Consider the following 20588-nt stretch of genomic DNA (forward strand, 5'->3'; position numbering starts at 1 on the left):
GATTATATGAAAATTAGTACTGATGTATTAATTGTAGGAAGTGGCCTTGCAGGGCTCTATGCAGCTCTTCATTTGAAAGAAGACTTAAACGTAACTATCGTAACAAAATCCACTGCAGATAATTGCAACACCTATCTTGCTCAGGGAGGTATTTCAACTGTTTTAAATGACGAAGATGAATCATTATTTGTTGAAGATACCCTTAGAGCAGGATCGTATAAAAATGACATAAATGCTGTTCGTATTCTTGCTACAGATACCAGGCCAAATATAGAATTTGTAGAAAATATAGGAGTAGATTTTGATAAAAATGATTCGGGCTATAATTACACTAGAGAAGGTGCACATAGTGTAAATAGAATTGTACATTATAAGGATTATACAGGTAAGCAAGTTTTTGAATGTTTGTATAAAGAAGTAATAAATAGAAAAAATATTAATATAATTGAAAATTGTTGTATAGTAGATTTATTAAAAGATAGTAATAATGCAATAGGAGCTATTGGTTTAATAGATGATGAAGTTATAACTTTTAATTCTAAAATAACAATATTAGCAACTGGTGGAATAGGTGGACTATTTAAAAATTCTACTAATCAAAGAGGAGTTGCTGCTGAAGGTATAGCTATAGCTATTAGAAATGGGATCAAAGTAAAAAACTTAAATTTTGTTCAATTCCACCCTACTGCATTATATGAAGAAGAAAATAATGATAGAAGATTTTTGATATCTGAGTCAGTAAGAGGTGAAGGCGGAATATTGGTTAATAAATATGGTAATAGATTTGTTAATGAACTTCTTTCTAGAGATGTGGTTTCAAGAGAAATTATCAAAGAAGAGAAAAAGACGGAATGGCCTTGTGTGTACTTGGATATTTCAAACATGACTAGTGATTATATTATTGATAGATTTCCTAGTATCTACAAAGGATGTTATGAAAGAGGTATAGATATTACAAAAGAGAAGATACCAGTTACTTCTGTTCAGCACTATTTTATGGGAGGAATTGATGTAGATTTCAATTGTAAAACATCTATGAATAATCTTTTTGCTTGTGGAGAAGTAAGTTGCACCGGTGTTCATGGTTCTAATAGACTTGCAAGTAACTCATTGCTTGAAGCCTTGGTTTTTTCAAGAAGAGCAGCAAATTATATAAATGATACCATTTCCAAAACATCTATTATGAGTTTTGAAAGTGATTTAGCTAAAAGTAAGGTAAATAAAATTTTAGATTTAAATAGAAAAGTCGCAGTTTACGAATTCAGTAAAGTATTGGGGGACAAGAAAAATGAACTGGCTAGTTGTTGATAAAATAATAAAAGAAGCTTTAATTGAGGATGGAATTTATGGAGACATTACAACACAAGCAATAATAACAGAGAACTCTACATGTAGTATAGATCTAATTGTAAAGGAAAATGGGATAGTTGCAGGCATTGAAGTTTTTAAAAGAGTGTTTGATATAGTAGGTAATGTTGAAACAGCATTTTCTGTTAAAGATGGAGCTGAAGTAAAGAACGGTCACATTATATGCAAAGTCTCTGGATTAACTTGCAATATTTTAACTGGCGAAAGAGTTGCTTTGAATTTAATTCAGAGAATGAGTGGCATTGCCACCATATCAAACAAAATGGCATCACAGGTTAAACACACTAAAGCTAAAATTCTGGATACAAGGAAAACTACCCCTAATCTTAGAATTCTTGATAAATATGCGGTAAGAGTTGGAGGTGCTTACAATCATAGATTTAATTTATCAGATGGTATAATGATAAAAGATAATCACATTAGTGCAGCAGGCGGTATAAGAGAAGCAGTAAAAAAAGTTAAGGACAATACATCTTTTGTTAGGAAAATCGAAGTAGAGGTTGAAAGTTTAGAAGGAGTTTATGAAGCATTAGATGCTAAAGTTGATATTATAATGCTAGATAATATGGATATTGAAACAATGAAAAAAGCTGTAGAAATAATAGATGGAAGAGCAATTACAGAAGCTTCCGGGAATGTTACTATTGATTCTATAAAATCAATTGCAGAAACTGGAGTAGATTTTATCTCTTCTGGAATGTTAACTCATTCTGTAAAAGCACTTGATATTAGTATGAAAAATCTAGTATTATAGTATGTATAGAGGAATTGTATAATACAGTAATCCCCAACACTCATACACCATTCATTACTTTTGAAATATACAAAGTGGTATATATCGTAGGGTGATTGGATTAAAGTCTGATTATACAATGTTACTTTATTGGGTAGTATCCATTTGGAACTACACCTGAGGTCATTTTATAACTAATATTTTGCTCATATCATCAGAATGAGACAAGTAATAAATGTATCACTACTGAATACTTTTTTGGAGGTGATATATTATAAATTTAAAAATCGGTTTTATAGGAGCAGGTAAAGTAGGCTTTTCTTTAGGAAAATATTTTTCTGTGAATAATATAATTATTACAGGTTATTTTAGCAGAAATTTCGAATCTGCTAAAGAAGCAGCAGTTTTTACTAATTCAAAAGCTTATAGCAATATAGAAGATTTAATTAAAGATTGTGATACCATATTTATTACTACTCCTGATGATAAAATTAATGAAGTATGGCAAAATATAAAAAATTATACTATTAAAGGGAAAATTATTTGTCACACAAGTGGCTCTTTTTCCTCAAAAATTTTTTCACAAATAAACCTCTCAGGTGCCTTCGGATACTCTATCCACCCAATTTTTCCATTTTCAGATAAATTTACTTCTCACTCAAAATTAAATAATGCGTATTTTTCTATTGAGGGACATAAAAAACATATTGATTTTTTGAGAAAATTTTTTATGGATTTAGGTAATAAAGTTATCTCAATAGACAGTAACAAGAAACCTTTGTATCATTTAGCAAATGTAACTGTTTCAAATCTTGTATTATCTTTATTTGATATAGGATGTGATTATTTAAAACTTTGTGATGTGCCAAGGAAAGATGCAAAGGATGCCCTATTACCACTTATTTGTAGTAATATCCAAAATATTAAAGAAAATGATTTCATGGATGCATTAACTGGTCCCATCGAAAGAGGCGATGTTAATACAATCCAGAAACATATTAATGTTTTGAATGAAAATAATAAAGAATTATATAAAATTTTATCTTTAAATCTTTTGAAAATTGCTAAAGATAAAAATAAAGAAAGAGATTATTCTGAATTAGAAAAACTATTGGAGGAGAGCTAATTGAAAAATAGTGTTGCTACATTTATTAAGGCAAAAGTTGATAACAATAAGCTTACAATGCTTACTGCATATGATTATTCCATGGCAAAACTAATTGATGAAGCTGGAATAAATGGTATATTAGTAGGTGATTCATTGGGCATGGTTTGTTTAGGTTATAAAGATACTCTTAGTGTAACAATGGAAGATATTATACATCATACAAAAGCAGTTACAAGAGGTACAAAAAACGCTTTAATAGTTGCTGATATGCCATTTATGTCTTATCAGACTTCTGTTTATGATGCTGTGAAAAATGCCGGAAGATTAGTAAAAGAAGCAGGAGCTCAAGCAGTGAAACTTGAAGGTGGAGCTATAGTTTGTGATAAAATAAAAGCTATTGTAGAAGCACAAATTCCTGTGATGGGTCATCTTGGTTTAACACCTCAATCAATTAACATTTTCGGAGGTTTCAAAGTACAGGGTAAAAATGAAAATGCTGCAAAAAAACTAATCCAAGATGCCAAGAAAATTGAAGAAGCAGGCGCATTTTCAATAGTTTTAGAATGCATACCTTCAGAATTGGCAAAATTAATTTCTGAAAAAGTTTCAATCCCTACAATAGGTATTGGAGCAGGATCAGATTGTAATGGTCAAATACTTGTGTATCAAGATATGCTAGGCATGTTTTCAGAATTTACACCAAAGTTCGTTAAAAAGTTTGAGAATGTTGGTGAAATAATGAAAGAAGGTTTTAAAAGATATATTGAAGAAGTACAAGATAGAACTTTTCCTGGAGAAGAACATACTTTCAAAATAAATGAAGATATTCTAAACAAATTATATTAGTAAATAAGTATAAGAAGGAAAGGAGTACGAATATGAGTACAATAGAGATATCAAAATCCATAGATGCCATTAGAACGAATGTTAAAGAATGGAGAAAAAGAGGACTATCCATTGGATTAGTTCCAACAATGGGATTTCTTCATGAAGGACATAAAAGTTTAATTGATAGAGCAGTAGTTGAAAATGATAAAGTGATAGTTAGTATTTTTGTAAATCCAACTCAATTTGGCCCTAAAGAGGATTTAAATACTTATCCTAGAGCCATTGAAAATGATGTAGCATTATGTGAAGATTCAGGAGTTGCATTAATATTTAATCCTGAGCCAAAAGAAATGTATACTAATAACTATTCCACATATATAAACGTACAAGGACTCACAAGTGGTTTATGTGGAGCAAAAAGAGAAGGTCATTTTAGAGGTGTTTGTACTGTTGTTTCAAAACTTTTCAATATTGTTAAACCCCATAAAGCTTACTTTGGAGAAAAAGATGCGCAGCAGCTCGCTGTTATAAAAAGAATGGTTGATGATTTAAATATTGATTTAGAGGTTATTGGATGTCCTATCGTTAGAGAAAAAGATGGTCTTGCAATGAGCTCAAGAAATACATACCTGTCTTCTGAAGAAAGAAAGGCAGCTTTAGTACTGAATAAAAGCTTATCAAAAGCAAAACAATTATTAAAAGATGGAGAAAAAAACTCAAAAATAATTTTAAATACTATTGAATACGAAATTTCAAGTGAACCATTGTCAAAAATTGACTATATTGAAGTTGTAGACTCAAAAAACCTTCAACCTATAAGAGAAATAAAAGACTCAGTTCTTGTGGCTATAGCAGTATTTATTGGGAAAACAAGACTTATTGATAATTTTACCTTTAATATAGAATAGATAATGGAGGAATATCACATGGAAATTACAATGTTAAAATCTAAAATTCATAGGGCTGTTGTAACTCAAGCTGAATTACACTATGTAGGTAGTATTACGATAGCTAAAGATTTACTAGAAGCAGCTAATCTTTTAGAATATGAGAAAGTTGAGATTGTAAATATAAATAACGGTCATAGAATACAAACATATACAATTGCCGGAGAACCTGGAAGTGGAATGATTTGTTTAAATGGAGCTGCTGCAAGGTGTGCTCATAAAGATGATAAAATTATTATTATGAGTTATACTCAAATGACTCTTGAAGAAGCTAAAGATCATAAGCCAAAAGTAGTATTTGTCAATGATGATAATTCAATACAACAAGTATTTAATTATGAAAAACATGGTGAAATAAGTAACATGGTAAAGTAATCAAACAACTAGGCTGTTTTAAAATAGAAGATATATTTTATTTTAAAACAGCCTTTCTATTTATTTTATATTGGACATAAGTAAGCTATATATCTCCGTTTTTAATTCTGAAAATTTAGAATTCTCTATTGAAAAAAGAGATCGTGGTCGTTCAAAAGGTACTATCACCTCTTGAATTATTTTTGCAGGCCTTTTGCTCATAACAACTATTCTATCTGAAAGAATCAAAGCCTCGTCAATATCATGTGTTACAAATAGTATCGTTGGTTTATAAATTTCCCATAAATCCATCAAGAGACTTTGCATTTCTAAACGAGTCTGGTAATCAAGTGCCGCAAAAGGTTCATCCATTAACAATAAACTTGGTTTCATAACTAAAGCCCTTGCCAAAGCTACTCTTTGTTGCATACCACCTGATAATTGGTGTGGAAAATAGTATTTAAATTCTTTTAAATCTACTCTATTAATATATTCTTCAACCTTTTTTTGCCTTACTTCTTTGCTTACTTTTTTTATTTTAAGACCGTATTCAATATTCTTTTTTACATTAAGCCAAGGAAATAAAGATGGTGATTGAAACACCATACCCATTGAGTCAAATAAAGATTCTTGTATTGACTGGTTTTTATAAATTACTGTACCAGAATCAGCCTTTTCAAAACCTGCAACTATATTCAATAATGTAGATTTGCCACATCCACTTGGACCAATAATACCTACAATTTCACCTTTCCTAACATTCAACGATACTGAATTTAGTGTACACATTTTTTCTCCAATACTTGGATTGATAAATGTTTTACTTACATCTTTAAATGAAAGTACTTTATGAAAATCATTATTCATTATGGCATCCTCCAATAAATGGATTAATTCTTTTCATTAAAAGAACTAATATAATATCACTGACTCTTCCCCAAAATGCTATACAAAACATAGAAACCATAATCATATCTACATGCCCCAACATTCTAGCATCCATCATAATAGCACCTAATCCCTTTGTCACTCCTGTAAGTTCACCTAATACTACATAGGCCCATGAAATACCTAACCCAAGTCTTACTCCCGAAAATAAAGAGGACATTGATGCAGGTAAAACTACCGTACTAAAAAATTTAAATCCCCGTGCACCAAGTATTTTCGCTGCCCTAATTGTTTTAGTTGGAATAGTTCTAACTCCTTCTGAAACATTAACATATATAGGAAAAAATGATGCTAGAGCAATAAGAAAAATTGTAGTTCTACCTCCAACACCAAACCAGACTATAGCAATTGGGAGCCATCCAATTCCTGGTATAGTTCTAATCAAATGAATTAATGGATCAATCAATCTATTCAACAAGGAAGATCTACCTGTCAATAGCCCTAAGGGTAACCCAAAACAAAATGCAATAGAAAAACCACCCAAAACTCTTCCAATACTAGCCACTGAATGAGTCAAAAAATCCCCTGAATAAGGTGTCACTCCCGAAATTCCCCAAATAAAATCAACTAACACAATTATTAGGTGTTTTGGAGATGGTATTATATACTCTGGAAGATTAAAAATAGAAGTAGCTAACTGCCATAAAACAACAATTCCTGTAGGCAAAACTAACTTAATCCAATCTATAGATAAATTCCTCTTCTTAATCAAATCATTTCTTCTCATTTTTTAATTCTTTCCTAGAGTATTCTATAAAACTTAAATTGAATAGTTCTTCAATATCTGGAACTTTAGAAATAACCCCTAATTGTTCCATACGCTTAGCAAGATTTTTTGTTTGTTCTATCATTTCCTGATTAATTTCCCATGCTAAATCCATATTATCTACAGCTAGTTCCAACACTTTCTTATCAGTGCCAAATTCTTGCGCTTTATCTAACCAGTCTTTTCTGTTCCCTTTTAAATATTCAGTAGATTTTACATGTGCAGTGACCAGTTTTTTAATCTTTTCCCTATCCTTTTCAATTCTATCTTCTGTAGTAATCATTACAGCATTTATATATCCAATGCTTTCATCATAATATGGATAAGTTAATATTTGTCCATATTTTTCAGATAGTGCTATAGAAGGAGATGGTTCTCCACTACAAAAGGCATCTATATCTCCCCGTGCAAGGGCTTGTCCCATATCAAAGAAATCTATTCGCTTTAATTCTACATCTTTATCTGGATCAAGACCTACTCTTTCTAATGTTTCAAGTAAAAGTATATGATGCATTGTCCCAGGCACATATGCAATAACTTTTCCTTTTAAATCTTCTACTTTTTCAATATTGGAATCCTTACCTACTACAATAGCCGAACATTTATTACAAAGGCCACTGATTATCTTAATAGGTTCCCCTTTAGATGCAGCAATTATTGCAGTTACCAAAGTTGTGCCACACATATCTAACTCTCCTGAAAGTAAAGCTGCCTTTTGATCTCCTGGATTTGTAAAAGGAAACACTTCAATATTATCCTCTTCATCTAAAAACTGTTTATACGTAAAAGGCTGAATAGTTTGCGCTGTCTTCCAAGTCCCCACTTTAATATTATTTATATTGCTTTGTTTTTTACTACACCCAGTAATAACTATAACCATGCAAAAAACTATTGCAATAAATCTTATCCTTCTCATCTTTATTACTCCATTCTATAGACATACCTTACGTAAACTTAATCTCTACATGTACAAAATCTTAGTTATCAATAAGGTTTGACATGTTTAGATTTATTGTTGAATTGGTATTTCTCTAATTTTAATATTAATTATGCTAATCTTCGTATCCTGCATTTTCAAACCATTTTTTTGCGGTTTTAACATCAAAACTTTGCCATTCTGAGTTTAAATTATTAGAATCCCTTGGAACTGCACCTACATCAACAACCACCACATTTGCTCCCCACTCCATTGCTAACTGAGATGGCGGATGTACACATATATCCGGTGCCAAATTTCCTGCTACAAGTCTTGTTATAGCTACAATTTGAGCTAATCTTCTTTCTGGTAGTTGACCATGATGATAAAGTGGAGTTCCTGGTATTGGAATTCTTGACATGGCTCCTGAAAGTTTGGCTCCATGATTTAGTGCAGTTATAAACACATCTGCTATTTCCTCATTTGTGTGTTCAATCCCAATAGGCTCTACCAAATGAGCAAGATCCATATTAGTATTTTGAATAGCTTTTAAAGTTTTACATCTATTTTCCACTAAAAATGGGGTATCAACACCCTCATTCAATCTAACTGAATGATATACAATTTCAAATCCTGCTTGTGTTAGTAGTCTTGCTCTTTCATCATTAAACTCACCAGTATTTACAACAAGTTTATAATTACCTGGTACAGTTGAACGTATCTTTTTTGCTAATTCACAAAGCCTATCAAAACCAAAAAATTCTGTAGTTCTAAGTGTTATCCAAAATGCACCTTCTGATGCAAATTTTCTCACAAAACTAATTACTTCATTATCAGACCAAGTATAAGATTCTTTAGTAGCCGCCCACTTTTCTCCAAAAGAACAGAAGCTACAGTTCATAGAACATGGCTGATAGTCTACTCCAATAGAAGCCCATACTTTTCCTTTATTACTCACCACTTCTCTCGCTACATCTCTAGCACTTTCTCCTAACTTTTCAGCTTCTTTTGAATTTGGATCAATTTCCAATAACTTTATAATACTGTATCTATCTAATACTTTCCCACTTAACGCATTTTCTTTTGCATATTGGATCAATTCTTCTGTATTCAATATAATGCCTCCTTCTTGTTACGTATTTTATAGTTTACTCTTTATTGCATACATTTTTTGCGTCTTTTAATATAATATCTATTGTTTCTTTATATTGCTGTAAAGTATAAATCCATTGTTCCAAACATTCTCTACCCACATTAGTAATGCTATATATTTTTTTCGCAGGCCCTGTACCTGACACATCCCATTTTGATATAACTAAATTTCTCTCTTCCAATGTCCGCAATGTACGATAAACTCCAGTACTGTCAGGAGTTTTTTGAGAAAATAAGTTCTTGTTCCCTAATTCCTCCATAATCCTATATCCATGCATCCCTTCTTCCACTTTTGCTAACATAGTTAAAAGAGTAGGTTGTATTAGTTTATCTAAATTATTACCTTTACACGAACACTTTTTCATGTCTGTTAGTAGACCTTGTCTGTTAGTAGACATAGTTAATCACCTCAATTTTTATTCTACATACTGTTTTAAAAATTAACAATACCTTGACTTTAACTGGTTAAAAATGTACAAAAAACACAAATATTTTACTATTACTTAAATATAAACTACTTCATAAATTCATAAAAAAATAATCATATCTTATCATCATGGATGATAAGGTATGATTATTTTTGTTATCCTAGGGTTTTGAAGCTTTTACTTTAGTTAAAAGCTTTTGATTCATCAAAAGGTGTCCATAACTGTGAACTGTCAACTATTAGACAAACTTACGAAGTAGTTTATCTATATTATTATATCCTTGATACTTCTTTCATTAATAAATATTCCCTTAAATTTTTCTATATTAAATCTTCTAGAGAATAAATCACATTTGCATAAGAAAATATAATAAATGTTCATACCGCAGCCAGAAAGCGTTTCAAAATTTCCTTGCCCTTTTGAAATTATTAAATCTGCATTATCAATTATTTCCTTTGACTTTTTATTTATTTGATCTAATTGTGTACCTGGTATATCTGTTCCATTTTCAATAACACTAACCATACTACATAGACCTATTTCTTCTGCATCTATAATCGTAGCATCATTGTATACAGGTTTACCTCTTACAATTACATCTATAACTAGTTCCGGGTACATTTCTTTAATTACTTTAATGAATATTTTATCAAAGACGATTTCTCCTGCATTATCTGCAATGTATACTATTCGATTAGCATTTTTTAATTCTTTTGAGAAATTTTCATATTCATTAATATCAATTTTTTCTTCAGGAACATTTTTAATTAAATCTTTGAGCTCATCAATATCAACCTTGTCTAGCGCTCCAAAATCAATAAAATTGCCGACCATTGCATATTTTAAAGCTGAAATTAGTTTATCATCTGATTTATTAATATACCCTAAAATTTCTTCTTCCATGGAAATAAGAAGTTCATTATATTTCTTTTTTATATCAAAATAAATATCACCTAAATTTAATTCACTATTTAAAACTCTCATTATCCGTGTACTCAAATACGGAGATGTATCCCCCTTTTCTGACATGGAAATAATTCTAAATACTTCTTTCATAAATTTTAATTTTTTATTTTCATCCGTTTCATGTTGCGTAAATAGTGAGTCTGCTTTTTTTATAGTACAATAAATACATTCTAAATTAACATCCATATCTAGCCCCCAAAGTTCATTATTTATTAATCATTACAATGGCCTTCATGAGCATGTTCACTACATATGCTACCAGTTGATTTTAATTTACCTTCTAAATAAACATTTGTTACATCATCGCAAAGTCCTTGTGCACCAACAACTACTTCTATTCCTTTTTCATTAAATAATTGCTGTGCTGTTCCTCCCATACCTCCTGCAATTATAACATTTGCACCTTGTTCTTTTAAGAATACTGGTAAATATCCAGGTCTATGTCCCGGATTTGGTTTAAATTCTTTTTTCAGTTCTTTTCCTTCTACAGTCTCATAAAATGTGAACCCTTCACAATGTCCAAAGTGTCCACTCACATATTTCCCATCACTCGCAACTGCTATTTTCATAAAAAATCCTCCCTATCCTGTTTTTATTCTTTTTCACAAAATCAATTCGTATTTTCATTAAATATCTATGTTTATATTTACCATTTTAATATACTCTTGTTTTTAATTATTGTCAAATGCCAATTATCTAGATACAAAAAAATCCCCTTAAAAAGGAGATTTAAATATCACAATAGATTTACTTTTATTTTTTACTACCACAAACTGGACAGTTTTGTATGCAAAACGGAAGTTCAAGAGAACTATCATACATTAGCTTCTCATTACTTAAAATTTCTCTAGTAGCTCCATCAGCAACAATAATTCCATCTTTAATTATAATAGTTCTTTCACAAGTCTCCCAAACCATATCCATATCATGGGTTGCGACTATCTTTGTATGACTAAATTCTTTTAATAGATTGATAAGTCTCCTTCTAGACTTTGGATCTAACGCTGTAGATGGTTCATCCATTATAAGAATATCAGGTTCCATTGATAACACAGTTGCTATAGCTGCTGAACGTTTTTCTCCACCAGACAACTTATAGGGCGGTCTGTCTTTAAGATGAGTTATTCCAACAGTTTCTAAAGCATTTAAAACTCTCTTCTCCACTTCTTTTTCTTCAAGTTTAAAATTACGTGGTCCAAAAGCTACATCATCATAAACAGTTGGCATAAACAACTGATCGTCGGAGTCTTGAAAAACTAACCCTACCCTTTGGCGTATTAAAGGTAATGTTTTTTTTGATATAATAGTATCTCCAATATTCACTTCACCCTTTTGAGAAAAAACAATACCTAAAAGCAAATTTAACAATGTTGACTTACCAGCTCCGTTAGCTCCTACGATTCCTACAGATTCTCCATGCTCAATCCTGAATGTTATTCCGTTTATTGCCTTTTTTCCATCAGGGTATGAATAATACACCTGTCTACAATCTATGAAATGATGGCTCATCATAGCACCCCCATTATGATATTTCCAAACGCTTCTGGAATGTTATTAAATCGTGCAAAAACTAAAAATAAAACCCAAATAAATAAATATATTATAGAGCCAATGGACATACTAATTTCTCTGCCAAAAACATATTCTCCATTAAAACCTCTTAATGTCATTGCACTATACACCCTATTTGCTCTATCAAAAGACCTTAATAACATTTGTCCCAAAAGTGAACCTGAAGCCTTAAAAGAAACTCCTTTTTCCAGAGGCGATCTTAAATGATAAGCTTTTAAAACTCTTGAAGTTTCTTCTAGAAGTACAGAAATATATCTATATGTTAAAAGTATTTGAGTTACAAATATTTTAGGAAAGAATAGTTTTCTTAGCGAATATGCAATTTTTTCTATACCTGTTGTACAAATTAATAAAAATCCTGCTAAAACCATTAAGGTACACTTTATTAATAATGATACAAATGAAATCCAACCACCTGAAATTCCAATCCCCAAAATCACACCATATGTTTGAGTATCAAATATTGGGTTGAAGATACCTATTCCAATCACTAAAGGGAAAACGATAAATGTTCTTTTTAGAATTTGTAAAAAAGGTATTTCTGATAAAGTAAAAATAATAATCGGATAAAAAATATATGGTATCAATGGTACAATATCATATTTTCCAAAAGATAATATAACGACTAAATATATTAACGTAACAAGTAATTTTATAACTGGATTTATATTATGAATAACGCTCTTTTTGCTAGCCAATTCATCTAAGTAACGAATATTAAAAATTGAATAAATTATATTTGACATATTATAAATCAACCCTTTTTGAATTTTTATGCCGGTTGTTTTCTCCTACGTTTAAAGAAAACTATAACTCCTCCAGTTACCATAGCAAGTAATAATGTTATAGTTCCACCTAAAATACCAGATATACTTGTCCCAGCACTAACCTTAGGCCACGCATCCGTTTGTTCTTTATTCTCTATTTGAGTTTCTTCACTTCCAAAGAATTTAAAACCGTAGTCAGGTAAAAAAGCTGTTTTCTCTTGTATATTAGAAGCTTTTGAATAAATTTCTCCTTCTCCTTGAAGTTCATCTATTTCTACATGTTTTGCTACAGACCATTCAAGTCCATCCGGATTACTTGAAGCAAACCAAGATAACCCACCGCCTATTATTAAAGTACATATTAATAATGCTAGAGAAATTCTTCTAATTGAAACTTCTTCTAAAGATTGTCCCAAAGCCGATTTTTCTAAAATTTCTGGACGTGCCTTCCAAACAAATGATACAACTGAAGCTGTGACAACTCCTTCAATAATTCCAATAGCAAGATGTATTGGTTGCATTAAAATAAGAAAGCTTACAAAAGGTAATTCAGTCTTCCCAGAAAATAAAGTTTGAAGAACTACACTTAAAGCACCAAGTTGTAATGCTATTACGGATGATATAATTGCTCCACTGAAAATTCGTTTGTTTGAATAACCTTTTTCAATGAACTTTTTATAAATTAATGGATATACAATGAAACATGCATAAAATCCAAGATTGAATACATTCGCTCCATATGCTAATAATCCTCCATCTGCAAAAAAAAGAGCCTGAATTAGAAGAACTGAAGCCATAGTTATGAATCCTGCATAAGGGCCTAATAGAATAGCAAGTAACAACCCCCCAGCTATATGACCACTGGACCCAGTCCCTGGAATTGTAAAATTTATCATTTGAGAAGCAAAAATAAATGCTCCCATAACTCCCATTAAAGGTATTTTTTTATCATCAAGTTCACTTTGTACTTTTTTAACTGAATATGTTGTAATTCCTGCTGTCGCTACAAACATCGTTCCACTAACTACCGGTGAAACTAAAGCATCTACCATATGCATATTAATTCATCTCCTTAAAAACAAAAACCCATGAAGGCAACTTTGTAGTAGTCCCTTCATGGGTTTAATTCGTATCAGTTTAATCAACTCTATTAGAAGTCTTCGTGACTTCAATCATTTTATTATAACATTTGTATTAAGTAATTGTCAATATATTCATTTTTAAAATTCAGTTAATCATCAATTATCAATAAAAAACCATAATTCTTAAATTTTAATAAAGAAAAAGGATTTAACCTAGTTAGTATTATATAAATAAAGTATAATATAAATGTAAAAATTGGATTTAATATCTTATTTTATATAGGAAAGGAGCATTAATATTGGATTTTTCATTGATGCATGAAATTAAACAAAACGTAAATAAGGTAGTTGTTGGAAAAGAAGACGTTATAGAACTTTTACTTTCTGCAATACTTGCAGAAGGACATGTCTTATTAGAAGATCTTCCTGGTACAGGTAAGACATTACTTGCAAAATCTATTGCCAAAAGTATGGGAGGTTCATTTAATAGAATACAGTTTACACCTGATCTTCTACCTAGCGATATAACAGGATTTAAATTTTATGATATGAAAACAGGCGAATTTAATTATCAACAAGGACCAGTAATGACAAATATACTTTTGGCTGATGAAATAAATAGAACTATACCTAGAACTCAATCAAGCCTTTTAGAAAGTATGGGAGAATATCAAGTAACAGTTGATAATACTACATACCATTTACCAAAGCCTTTTTTTGTTATTGCAACACAAAATCCTATTGACCTAGAAGGAACCTATCCATTACCAGAAGCACAACTAGATAGATTTTTATTTAAATTAAGTCTTGGCTTTCCAACGGCTGAAGAAGAGATGGACATACTAAATCGTTTCCAAAACGAAAACCCTTTAGATACTTTAGAGAGTATTACTAAACCTGAAGAAATTGCTCAAATGATAAATGATGTCAAAAATATAATTATAGCAGAAAACATTAAAAAATATATTATTGAAATTATTAATAGCACAAGAACTTCAGAATTGTTTAGTGTAGGAGCAAGTACTAGAGGAACCATGTGCCTTATGAGAGGATCCCAGGCTTTAGCTGCTCTAAAAGGAAGAGATTATGTGATTCCTGATGACGTTAAATATATTGTTCCATTTGTCCTCTGTCATAGATTGAAACTAAATGATAAGGAAAGAATGAAAGGAACTTTGGTACGAAATGTTTTAGAAGATTTACTTCAAAAAATACCAGTACCCTTAGCTTAGAGGAAATAAATTATGAAAAAGTATGAAATAAATGATGAATATTCAACGGTTATTGTATTAGGATTAAGTAAGTTTATTACTATAAGTGTTCTAGCTATATCCCTAATAAATGGTGCTATCTTAATGTCTATACTTTGTATATGTATTTTAGCACTAGTTTATAGTACGAAATTATGGGCAAAATTAAGCTTAGAAAAAATTGAAACAAAGGTAGACTTAAATACTCAAAGATTGTTTCCAAAAGATATTGCACGTTTGAAAATAATGGTTAGAAACAAGAAGATTTTACCTGTGTGGCTGAAAATTGAAATCACAACAACCTCCCAAATAAGTTTTATAAAAGAAACTGGGCTTCTAAGCTATAGTAACCTTCAACATGAATGGTCTTTGGATTATGACAAAAGAGGAGTGTATACTATAGGTCCCTTTAACATCTCAGCTGGAGATCTATTAGGTTTTTATTCTATAAAAAAAGAATTTAGGGACACACATGAAGTAATTGTATATCCTAAATTGATTTCTTTGAGGGATTATTCTCCAGTTAGTAAAGAGTATTTTGGTAATAATAAAACCAGAGAATTTGTAGAGGATCCTGTTCTTATAACAGGAACAAGAGAGTATTCTTTTGGACGACCTGCAAAACATATTCATTGGAAAGCAACAGCGAAAACATCAAAGCTTCAAGAAAAAATATTTGATCCTTCTGCCCATATTAAAGTTATTATTATAATTGATGTAAAGGATTTTAAAGAATCAGAAGCTTATGATGAGTTTGAAACAATGTTAAGTACAGCCGCTTCACTGGCTGTTAAATTATCTAAAAGAGGTATTTCTCCTGGATTAATGGTGAATGGTTTTATGACTGGGGATGAAGTTCCTTATATTTTACCTATGGAAGGTAAAGATTACTTACAAAAATTTCTTGAAAAGTTAGCAAGATTGAAAATGGATGTAAATGATGGGTATGACAAATATATAAAACATCCAGACCTACATATAAAAGCATCTTATGTGTATTTCGGTTATTCAATTAATGAAAATATAAATAATATGAGAAGCAGTGGTAAATCAATTGATATTATATTAAGTAAAACAGAAAAAAAGAGTTTTACTGAAAAAGTATATAGCATTGATGAACTAATAAATTTTAATATTGAGAGGTAATATATTAAAATGAATAAAATACAAAAGTTTTTTTCCGTTTTTTCAACTGGAAATATGGAGTTTTATTGGATTTATAGCATTATAGCATTCATTAGCTTTTTATTTAACGATAAAGCCTTTCCTCTAGCTATGTCTTTTTTAGTGTTTTGGCTAGCTTCAGGAATTTCTATTCTTATTAAAAATAGTAGAATGTATGTTTTTGTTATGATACTTTTCTATGGTATAGGATATTTATTATCTCTTTCTTGGATAGTAAATACTCTTTATAACAATCCTAACAAATTTTCGGATATTGGTTTAATTATATCACTTTTTACAACCTCTAAAAGCTCACAAGAAACAACTATTTTTATTGGTATTTTACTAGGAGTAACAATTATTTGGGTAAGAGGAGCATTATTAGGAAGAAAAAAAATTGATTATAAATATGTTATCAGTAGATTTGAAATTGGTGTAGTTGCATTCTTTTTTATTGGTTTTTTAGAAGCTGTATCTAAAATAACTCCTCCGAATATGAGTCTTTACATAATTATATTTTTCCTATGGAGTATTGTTGCTATTGCTCTTGGGAAAAATATTAGTTGGAGTAATGAAAGTAATAATGGCCGTAGTAGTAAAAAAACTCTACTTTTCTTTGTTCTAGCAGTTTTTATTCTTATTATGAGTACAATTACTTTTTTCATGGATCCACTAACATGGATAGCCGAAACTGGATTTTCTGCGACAAAAACAATTTTAAACCCATTAAAGCCATTCTTCATTGCATTAATAAGATTTTTATTCAGTGGATATACAAGTAGTGGAAAAGGTCAAACGGCTAGTGGAACTGGTGGAGAAGGCATAGGAAATGTGAATGGTACGATAGAAGAAAGCTGGTTTTCACACATCCTGGGAAATGCCTTTATGATTTGCATGTATGTCCTTGTAACAATAGTTATTCTAATTATATTGGCATCTATAATTAAGGTACTTTTCAAGAAAAAAGGTGAAGATACAGAAAATAAAAGTCTAATAGAATTGTTATACGAGCTAGTGAAATATATATTAACTGCATTGAAAAAAATTATATATATTATCAAAACAACATTAACTATGAGCCTGAAAAATGAAAGTGAAGTTGTAAAAATATATAAAAAGCTCATTAAGTGGGGTACTATACGAGGTATTTATTACCAATGTACTGAAACACCTTTTGAATATATTAATAGATTATCTATTAAATATCCTCATTATAATGCAGAATTTAATCTTATAGCAAAAGAATTTTGTAGAGAAGTATATGGAAATAGCACATTAAGCTACGAAGAAATTACTAACCTAAAAAAATCATTGAGAAAAGTAATTAGTAAATTCTCTATTAAGAATTAATCATAAATTTAAAAATATCCTTCAATGATATATTTAGCATTGAAGGATATAGTGAAAAAACTAAAGTTTTAAATCAAGACCACTTGCTTTTTCCTTAAGCATTTGTATAATAATATCAGCGATATGAGCACCTGCCTCAACAGGTGGTGTTCCACCTTTATGAATATTAGAAACTACTGTTCTTCTAGCCTCAGGCATTCCAACAGTTCCTTTGTAAGTAATGTAAGCACTCATACTTTCAGCTGTAACCAATCCTGGTCTTTCACCAATCAAAACACATGTGACTTCAGCATCTAATGTTTCAGTTATAGCATCCATTGCTGGAACTCTACCATACTTAAGAAAAAAAGGTTTTCCAATATCAACTCTATTTACTTCAAGACCTTGAAGAATTGCTGGCAAAACATCTTTCACATTAGATTCTATAGCCGTAGAACTCAATCCATCAGAAATATAAATTTGAACTTTAGGTGCTTTCTTGCATTCTTTATTTAAAATATCTAATTGTTCTTTTGGAATTATTCTTCCAAAATCAGGTCTAGTTAAATATTCATCTTTATCTTTACATTTAGTGGTTATTGAAAATAAATCTAATTCTTCTAAAAACTTTTCAGAAACATCTCTAAAAACAGCATCCTGAGCGGCTGCATGATCAGCTCTAAATCTTAAAAGGGTGCTAGTTTTATATCTTGGACCGCATCTTCCTATTCCTATTCTAGCAGGAGTACAATCTTTCATTTTCATATATTCTTTTTTGTTAACTACATTTGATACTAATATTTCTTTTGTTATATCTACTTTTGTTATATCTTCTATTGGTTCCTCATTATTTCCAGAATCATTACAATTATTATTACAGAAATTTGTATCTGTTTCTCCTTTTTCAGAAGCCATTTCAATCAAAACTCTTTTTACTAATTCCTTTAATTCTTTTTCACGAATCATATTCAACCCTCCTTATTCCTTCTCAAAGAATAATGATGCATCTCCTGCTTTTTCTGTTAGAACTCCATTTTCGTCCATAATCCCCATTTTCATTAACCACTGATGAAATTCAGGTGCAGGTTTTAAATCTAATACTTCTCTTAAAGTAGCATCATCATGATAACTAGTATCTTGATAGCTTAGCATTACATCATCACCATGAGGAACTCCCATATAATAATTGGAACCAGCCATTGCTAAAAGTAATGTTCCCATTTCCTGATCATTCTGATCCATATTTGTATGATTTGTATAACATGGAGCCATTCCCATTGGCAATCCCATAAGCTTGCCCATAAAATGATCTTCTAGATTTGCTCTAATCATTTGTTTTCCATCATATAAAGTCTCTGGTCCAATAAATCCTGATACGTTATTTACCATGAATGGATTAAAAACTCTTCCAAATCCATAAGTTCTAGCTTCAAGGGTCATTTCATCTGCACCATGATCCGTATTAATTGACATTTCAGACCCTTGACCAGTTTCAAAATACATTAAGTTAGGACCCTCAGCAACACTATGTTTTTTGATTACTTCATGAGCTTCATCCAATAAAGCTTTATCTATACCAAAAGCTTTGTTTGCATCTTCAGTACCTGCCACACTTTGGAAAAATACAGATGTAGGAGCCCCTTGTCTCACTGCTTCCATTTGAGTACTTATATGAGATAAAACACAGGTTTGTGTTGGAATATCATATTTTTTCACTAACCCATAAATTGCATTCATAATCTTTTTTGTATTATCTACAGTATCTATTGCAGGATTTATTCCTATAACAGCATCTCCACATCCATAACTTAATCCCTCATAGCATGAAGCCAATATACCCTTTATACTATCAGTAGGATGATTTCCTTGCAATCTAAAAGATAGAGTACCTTTCTTTCCAATTTCAGTATTAGCTTTACCTGTAATCTGAATTTTTTTTGCCCCATATACTAAATCCATAGTTGACATAAGTTTAGCTACACCTGCAACCATTTCTCCCGTTAGAGCTTTACTAATTCTTCTTATATCTATGTTTGTAGTTTTATGATCTAAGATATATTCCCTTAAATATCCTACAGTCCAATCTTTAATTTCTGAATATATTCTTTCATTAAGCGAATCATCAATAACTCTTGTGACCTCGTCTTCTTCATATGGTACAACAGGGTTGTTTCTCAAATCTTCCAAAGTAAGCTGACTTAAAACAACTTTTGCAGCCATCCTCTCTTTACTTGATTTCGCAGCTATCCCAAGTAAAACATCACCAGATTTTTCCTCATTTGCTTTTGATAACACTTCTTTTACATCTTTGAACTTATAGGTTTTTTCAAACAATACCGCACTAAGTTTCACTTGTATCCTCCTTCTTATATGAGAAATCGCTACACAGTTAACTATGTATAGCGATTTCATTAGGGATTTAGAGATAAATCATGTCATCTATTAATTTATAATTTATCACTATTATTGTTCTGCCCAATTAGCTGGATATACTACATATACAAATCTAGAATAATCAGGAGAAGAAAATTGTATAGTAGAATCTCTAGGGATAAATATCAAATCTCCTTTATTACCAACTACTTTTCTACCATCAATCAGTATCTCTAATGTTCCATCAATAATATAATCAATTTCATCATATTTTAATGTCCACTCAAAAGTTGATTCTTCCATTTCCATGACTCCACATCCCAGTCTTGGACTTTCTTCAACAGTTAATACATCTTTAAGAAATACCTTATCCCCTTCTTTACCTGTATCAAACTTTTCAGGTTTCACTGTTGATGTTTTTATTGACATTATGCCGCTAGGATCCACATTTCTTTGGATTGCATCTTTTTGCCCAAGCTTTTCAGTAAGTATTTTTTTTACCATCTCTGCAATTAATTTTTCATCAATACCATCCAT

General features: G+C 30.7%; 22 protein-coding genes. 9 read left to right on the forward strand and 13 right to left on the reverse strand.

Features of this window, described 5'->3' with window-relative positions; genetic code table 11:
* Positions 1 to 6: 6 nt before the first annotated feature.
* The 6 genes from ACQ3F0_RS13300 (at position 7) to panD (ending at position 5359) form a co-directional block, all read left to right on the forward strand.
* Positions 7 to 1308 carry an L-aspartate oxidase gene (locus ACQ3F0_RS13300; protein WP_428865778.1) on the forward strand — a complete coding sequence of 434 codons (1302 nt, stop codon included), beginning with the start codon at positions 7 to 9 and terminating at the stop codon, positions 1306 to 1308.
* A complete protein-coding gene (gene nadC, locus ACQ3F0_RS13305) occupies positions 1289 to 2122 on the forward strand; it encodes a carboxylating nicotinate-nucleotide diphosphorylase (protein WP_428865779.1) in 834 nt (277 codons plus the stop codon). The genes ACQ3F0_RS13300 and nadC overlap by 20 nt, the downstream gene beginning before the upstream one ends.
* A gap of 265 nt (positions 2123 to 2387) precedes the next feature.
* Complete coding sequence (locus ACQ3F0_RS13310) at positions 2388 to 3227, forward strand: Rossmann-like and DUF2520 domain-containing protein (RefSeq protein WP_428865893.1); 840 nt, start codon at positions 2388 to 2390, stop codon at positions 3225 to 3227.
* A complete protein-coding gene (panB, locus tag ACQ3F0_RS13315; protein ID WP_428865780.1) occupies positions 3228 to 4055 on the forward strand; it encodes a 3-methyl-2-oxobutanoate hydroxymethyltransferase in 828 nt (275 codons plus the stop codon).
* Positions 4056 to 4087: 32 nt separating this feature from the next.
* Positions 4088 to 4945 carry a pantoate--beta-alanine ligase gene (gene panC / locus ACQ3F0_RS13320; RefSeq protein WP_428865781.1) on the forward strand — a complete coding sequence of 286 codons (858 nt, stop codon included), beginning with the start codon at positions 4088 to 4090 and terminating at the stop codon, positions 4943 to 4945.
* An 18-nt stretch (positions 4946 to 4963) separates the two neighbouring features.
* Positions 4964 to 5359 (forward strand): aspartate 1-decarboxylase, encoded by a 396-nt coding sequence (gene panD / locus ACQ3F0_RS13325; protein WP_428865782.1) that lies wholly within the window; start codon positions 4964 to 4966, stop codon positions 5357 to 5359.
* Positions 5360 to 5419: 60 nt separating this feature from the next.
* Here panD and ACQ3F0_RS13330 read toward each other — a convergent pair whose 3' ends face one another.
* From ACQ3F0_RS13330 to ACQ3F0_RS13375, 10 genes are all read right to left on the reverse strand, one after another.
* On the reverse strand, positions 5420 to 6205 hold the full coding sequence (locus tag ACQ3F0_RS13330; RefSeq protein WP_428865783.1) for an ABC transporter ATP-binding protein: 786 nt from the start codon (positions 6203 to 6205) through the stop codon (positions 5420 to 5422).
* Positions 6198 to 7013, reverse strand: coding sequence for an ABC transporter permease (locus tag ACQ3F0_RS13335; RefSeq protein ID WP_428865784.1), 816 nt, complete (start codon positions 7011 to 7013; stop codon positions 6198 to 6200). Before ACQ3F0_RS13335 ends, ACQ3F0_RS13330 begins: the two co-directional genes overlap by 8 nt.
* A complete protein-coding gene (locus ACQ3F0_RS13340; protein WP_428865785.1) occupies positions 7000 to 7968 on the reverse strand; it encodes an ABC transporter substrate-binding protein in 969 nt (322 codons plus the stop codon). The genes ACQ3F0_RS13335 and ACQ3F0_RS13340 overlap by 14 nt, the downstream gene beginning before the upstream one ends.
* 136 nt (positions 7969 to 8104) lie before the next feature.
* Complete coding sequence (locus ACQ3F0_RS13345; RefSeq protein ID WP_428865786.1) at positions 8105 to 9082, reverse strand: biotin synthase BioB; 978 nt, start codon at positions 9080 to 9082, stop codon at positions 8105 to 8107.
* Positions 9083 to 9116: 34 nt separating this feature from the next.
* Positions 9117 to 9518 carry a helix-turn-helix transcriptional regulator gene (locus ACQ3F0_RS13350; RefSeq protein ID WP_428865787.1) on the reverse strand — a complete coding sequence of 134 codons (402 nt, stop codon included), beginning with the start codon at positions 9516 to 9518 and terminating at the stop codon, positions 9117 to 9119.
* Between the two features lie 294 nt (positions 9519 to 9812).
* Positions 9813 to 10700, reverse strand: a complete 888-nt coding sequence (locus tag ACQ3F0_RS13355; RefSeq protein ID WP_428865788.1) for a damage-control phosphatase ARMT1 family protein — start codon at positions 10698 to 10700, stop codon at positions 9813 to 9815.
* A gap of 26 nt (positions 10701 to 10726) precedes the next feature.
* The gene (locus ACQ3F0_RS13360) at positions 10727 to 11083 is read right to left on the reverse strand and encodes a NifB/NifX family molybdenum-iron cluster-binding protein (protein WP_428865790.1); all 357 of its coding nucleotides are present in this window, start codon (positions 11081 to 11083) and stop codon (positions 10727 to 10729) included.
* A gap of 184 nt (positions 11084 to 11267) precedes the next feature.
* Entirely contained in the window at positions 11268 to 12023 is a 756-nt protein-coding gene (locus tag ACQ3F0_RS13365; protein ID WP_428865791.1) for an energy-coupling factor ABC transporter ATP-binding protein, read from the reverse strand.
* Complete coding sequence (gene cbiQ / locus ACQ3F0_RS13370) at positions 12023 to 12832, reverse strand: cobalt ECF transporter T component CbiQ (RefSeq protein WP_428865792.1); 810 nt, start codon at positions 12830 to 12832, stop codon at positions 12023 to 12025. Before cbiQ ends, ACQ3F0_RS13365 begins: the two co-directional genes overlap by 1 nt.
* Before the next feature lie 26 nt (positions 12833 to 12858).
* Positions 12859 to 13911 carry an energy-coupling factor ABC transporter permease gene (locus ACQ3F0_RS13375; RefSeq protein WP_428865793.1) on the reverse strand — a complete coding sequence of 351 codons (1053 nt, stop codon included), beginning with the start codon at positions 13909 to 13911 and terminating at the stop codon, positions 12859 to 12861.
* 338 nt (positions 13912 to 14249) lie between these two features.
* On the opposite strand from ACQ3F0_RS13375, the gene ACQ3F0_RS13380 reads away from it, so the two are divergent.
* From ACQ3F0_RS13380 to ACQ3F0_RS13390, 3 genes are read left to right on the forward strand one after another with little or no spacing between them, the layout of a single operon-like run.
* Complete coding sequence (locus ACQ3F0_RS13380) at positions 14250 to 15167, forward strand: AAA family ATPase (protein WP_428865894.1); 918 nt, start codon at positions 14250 to 14252, stop codon at positions 15165 to 15167.
* 12 nt (positions 15168 to 15179) lie between these two features.
* Positions 15180 to 16331 (forward strand): DUF58 domain-containing protein, encoded by a 1152-nt coding sequence (locus ACQ3F0_RS13385; protein ID WP_428865794.1) that lies wholly within the window; start codon positions 15180 to 15182, stop codon positions 16329 to 16331.
* A gap of 9 nt (positions 16332 to 16340) precedes the next feature.
* The gene (locus ACQ3F0_RS13390) at positions 16341 to 17699 is read left to right on the forward strand and encodes a hypothetical protein (protein ID WP_428865795.1); all 1359 of its coding nucleotides are present in this window, start codon (positions 16341 to 16343) and stop codon (positions 17697 to 17699) included.
* Between the two features lie 60 nt (positions 17700 to 17759).
* Here the strand turns inward: ACQ3F0_RS13390 and eutC are convergent, their stop codons facing one another.
* The 3 genes from eutC to ACQ3F0_RS13405 all read right to left on the reverse strand — a co-directional run bounded on the left by eutC (position 17760) and on the right by ACQ3F0_RS13405 (position 20588).
* Positions 17760 to 18641: an ethanolamine ammonia-lyase subunit EutC gene (eutC, locus tag ACQ3F0_RS13395; protein ID WP_428865895.1), complete on the reverse strand. Its 882-nt coding sequence runs from the start codon at positions 18639 to 18641 to the stop codon at positions 17760 to 17762.
* A 15-nt stretch (positions 18642 to 18656) separates the two neighbouring features.
* A complete protein-coding gene (locus ACQ3F0_RS13400) occupies positions 18657 to 20030 on the reverse strand; it encodes an ethanolamine ammonia-lyase subunit EutB (RefSeq protein WP_428865796.1) in 1374 nt (457 codons plus the stop codon).
* Between the two features lie 111 nt (positions 20031 to 20141).
* The gene (locus ACQ3F0_RS13405) at positions 20142 to 20588 is read right to left on the reverse strand and encodes a cupin domain-containing protein (protein ID WP_428865797.1); all 447 of its coding nucleotides are present in this window, start codon (positions 20586 to 20588) and stop codon (positions 20142 to 20144) included.

The organism is Clostridium sediminicola (assembly GCF_050402865.1).
Taxonomy (GTDB): Bacteria; Bacillota; Clostridia; order Clostridiales; family Clostridiaceae; genus Clostridium_AF; species Clostridium_AF sediminicola.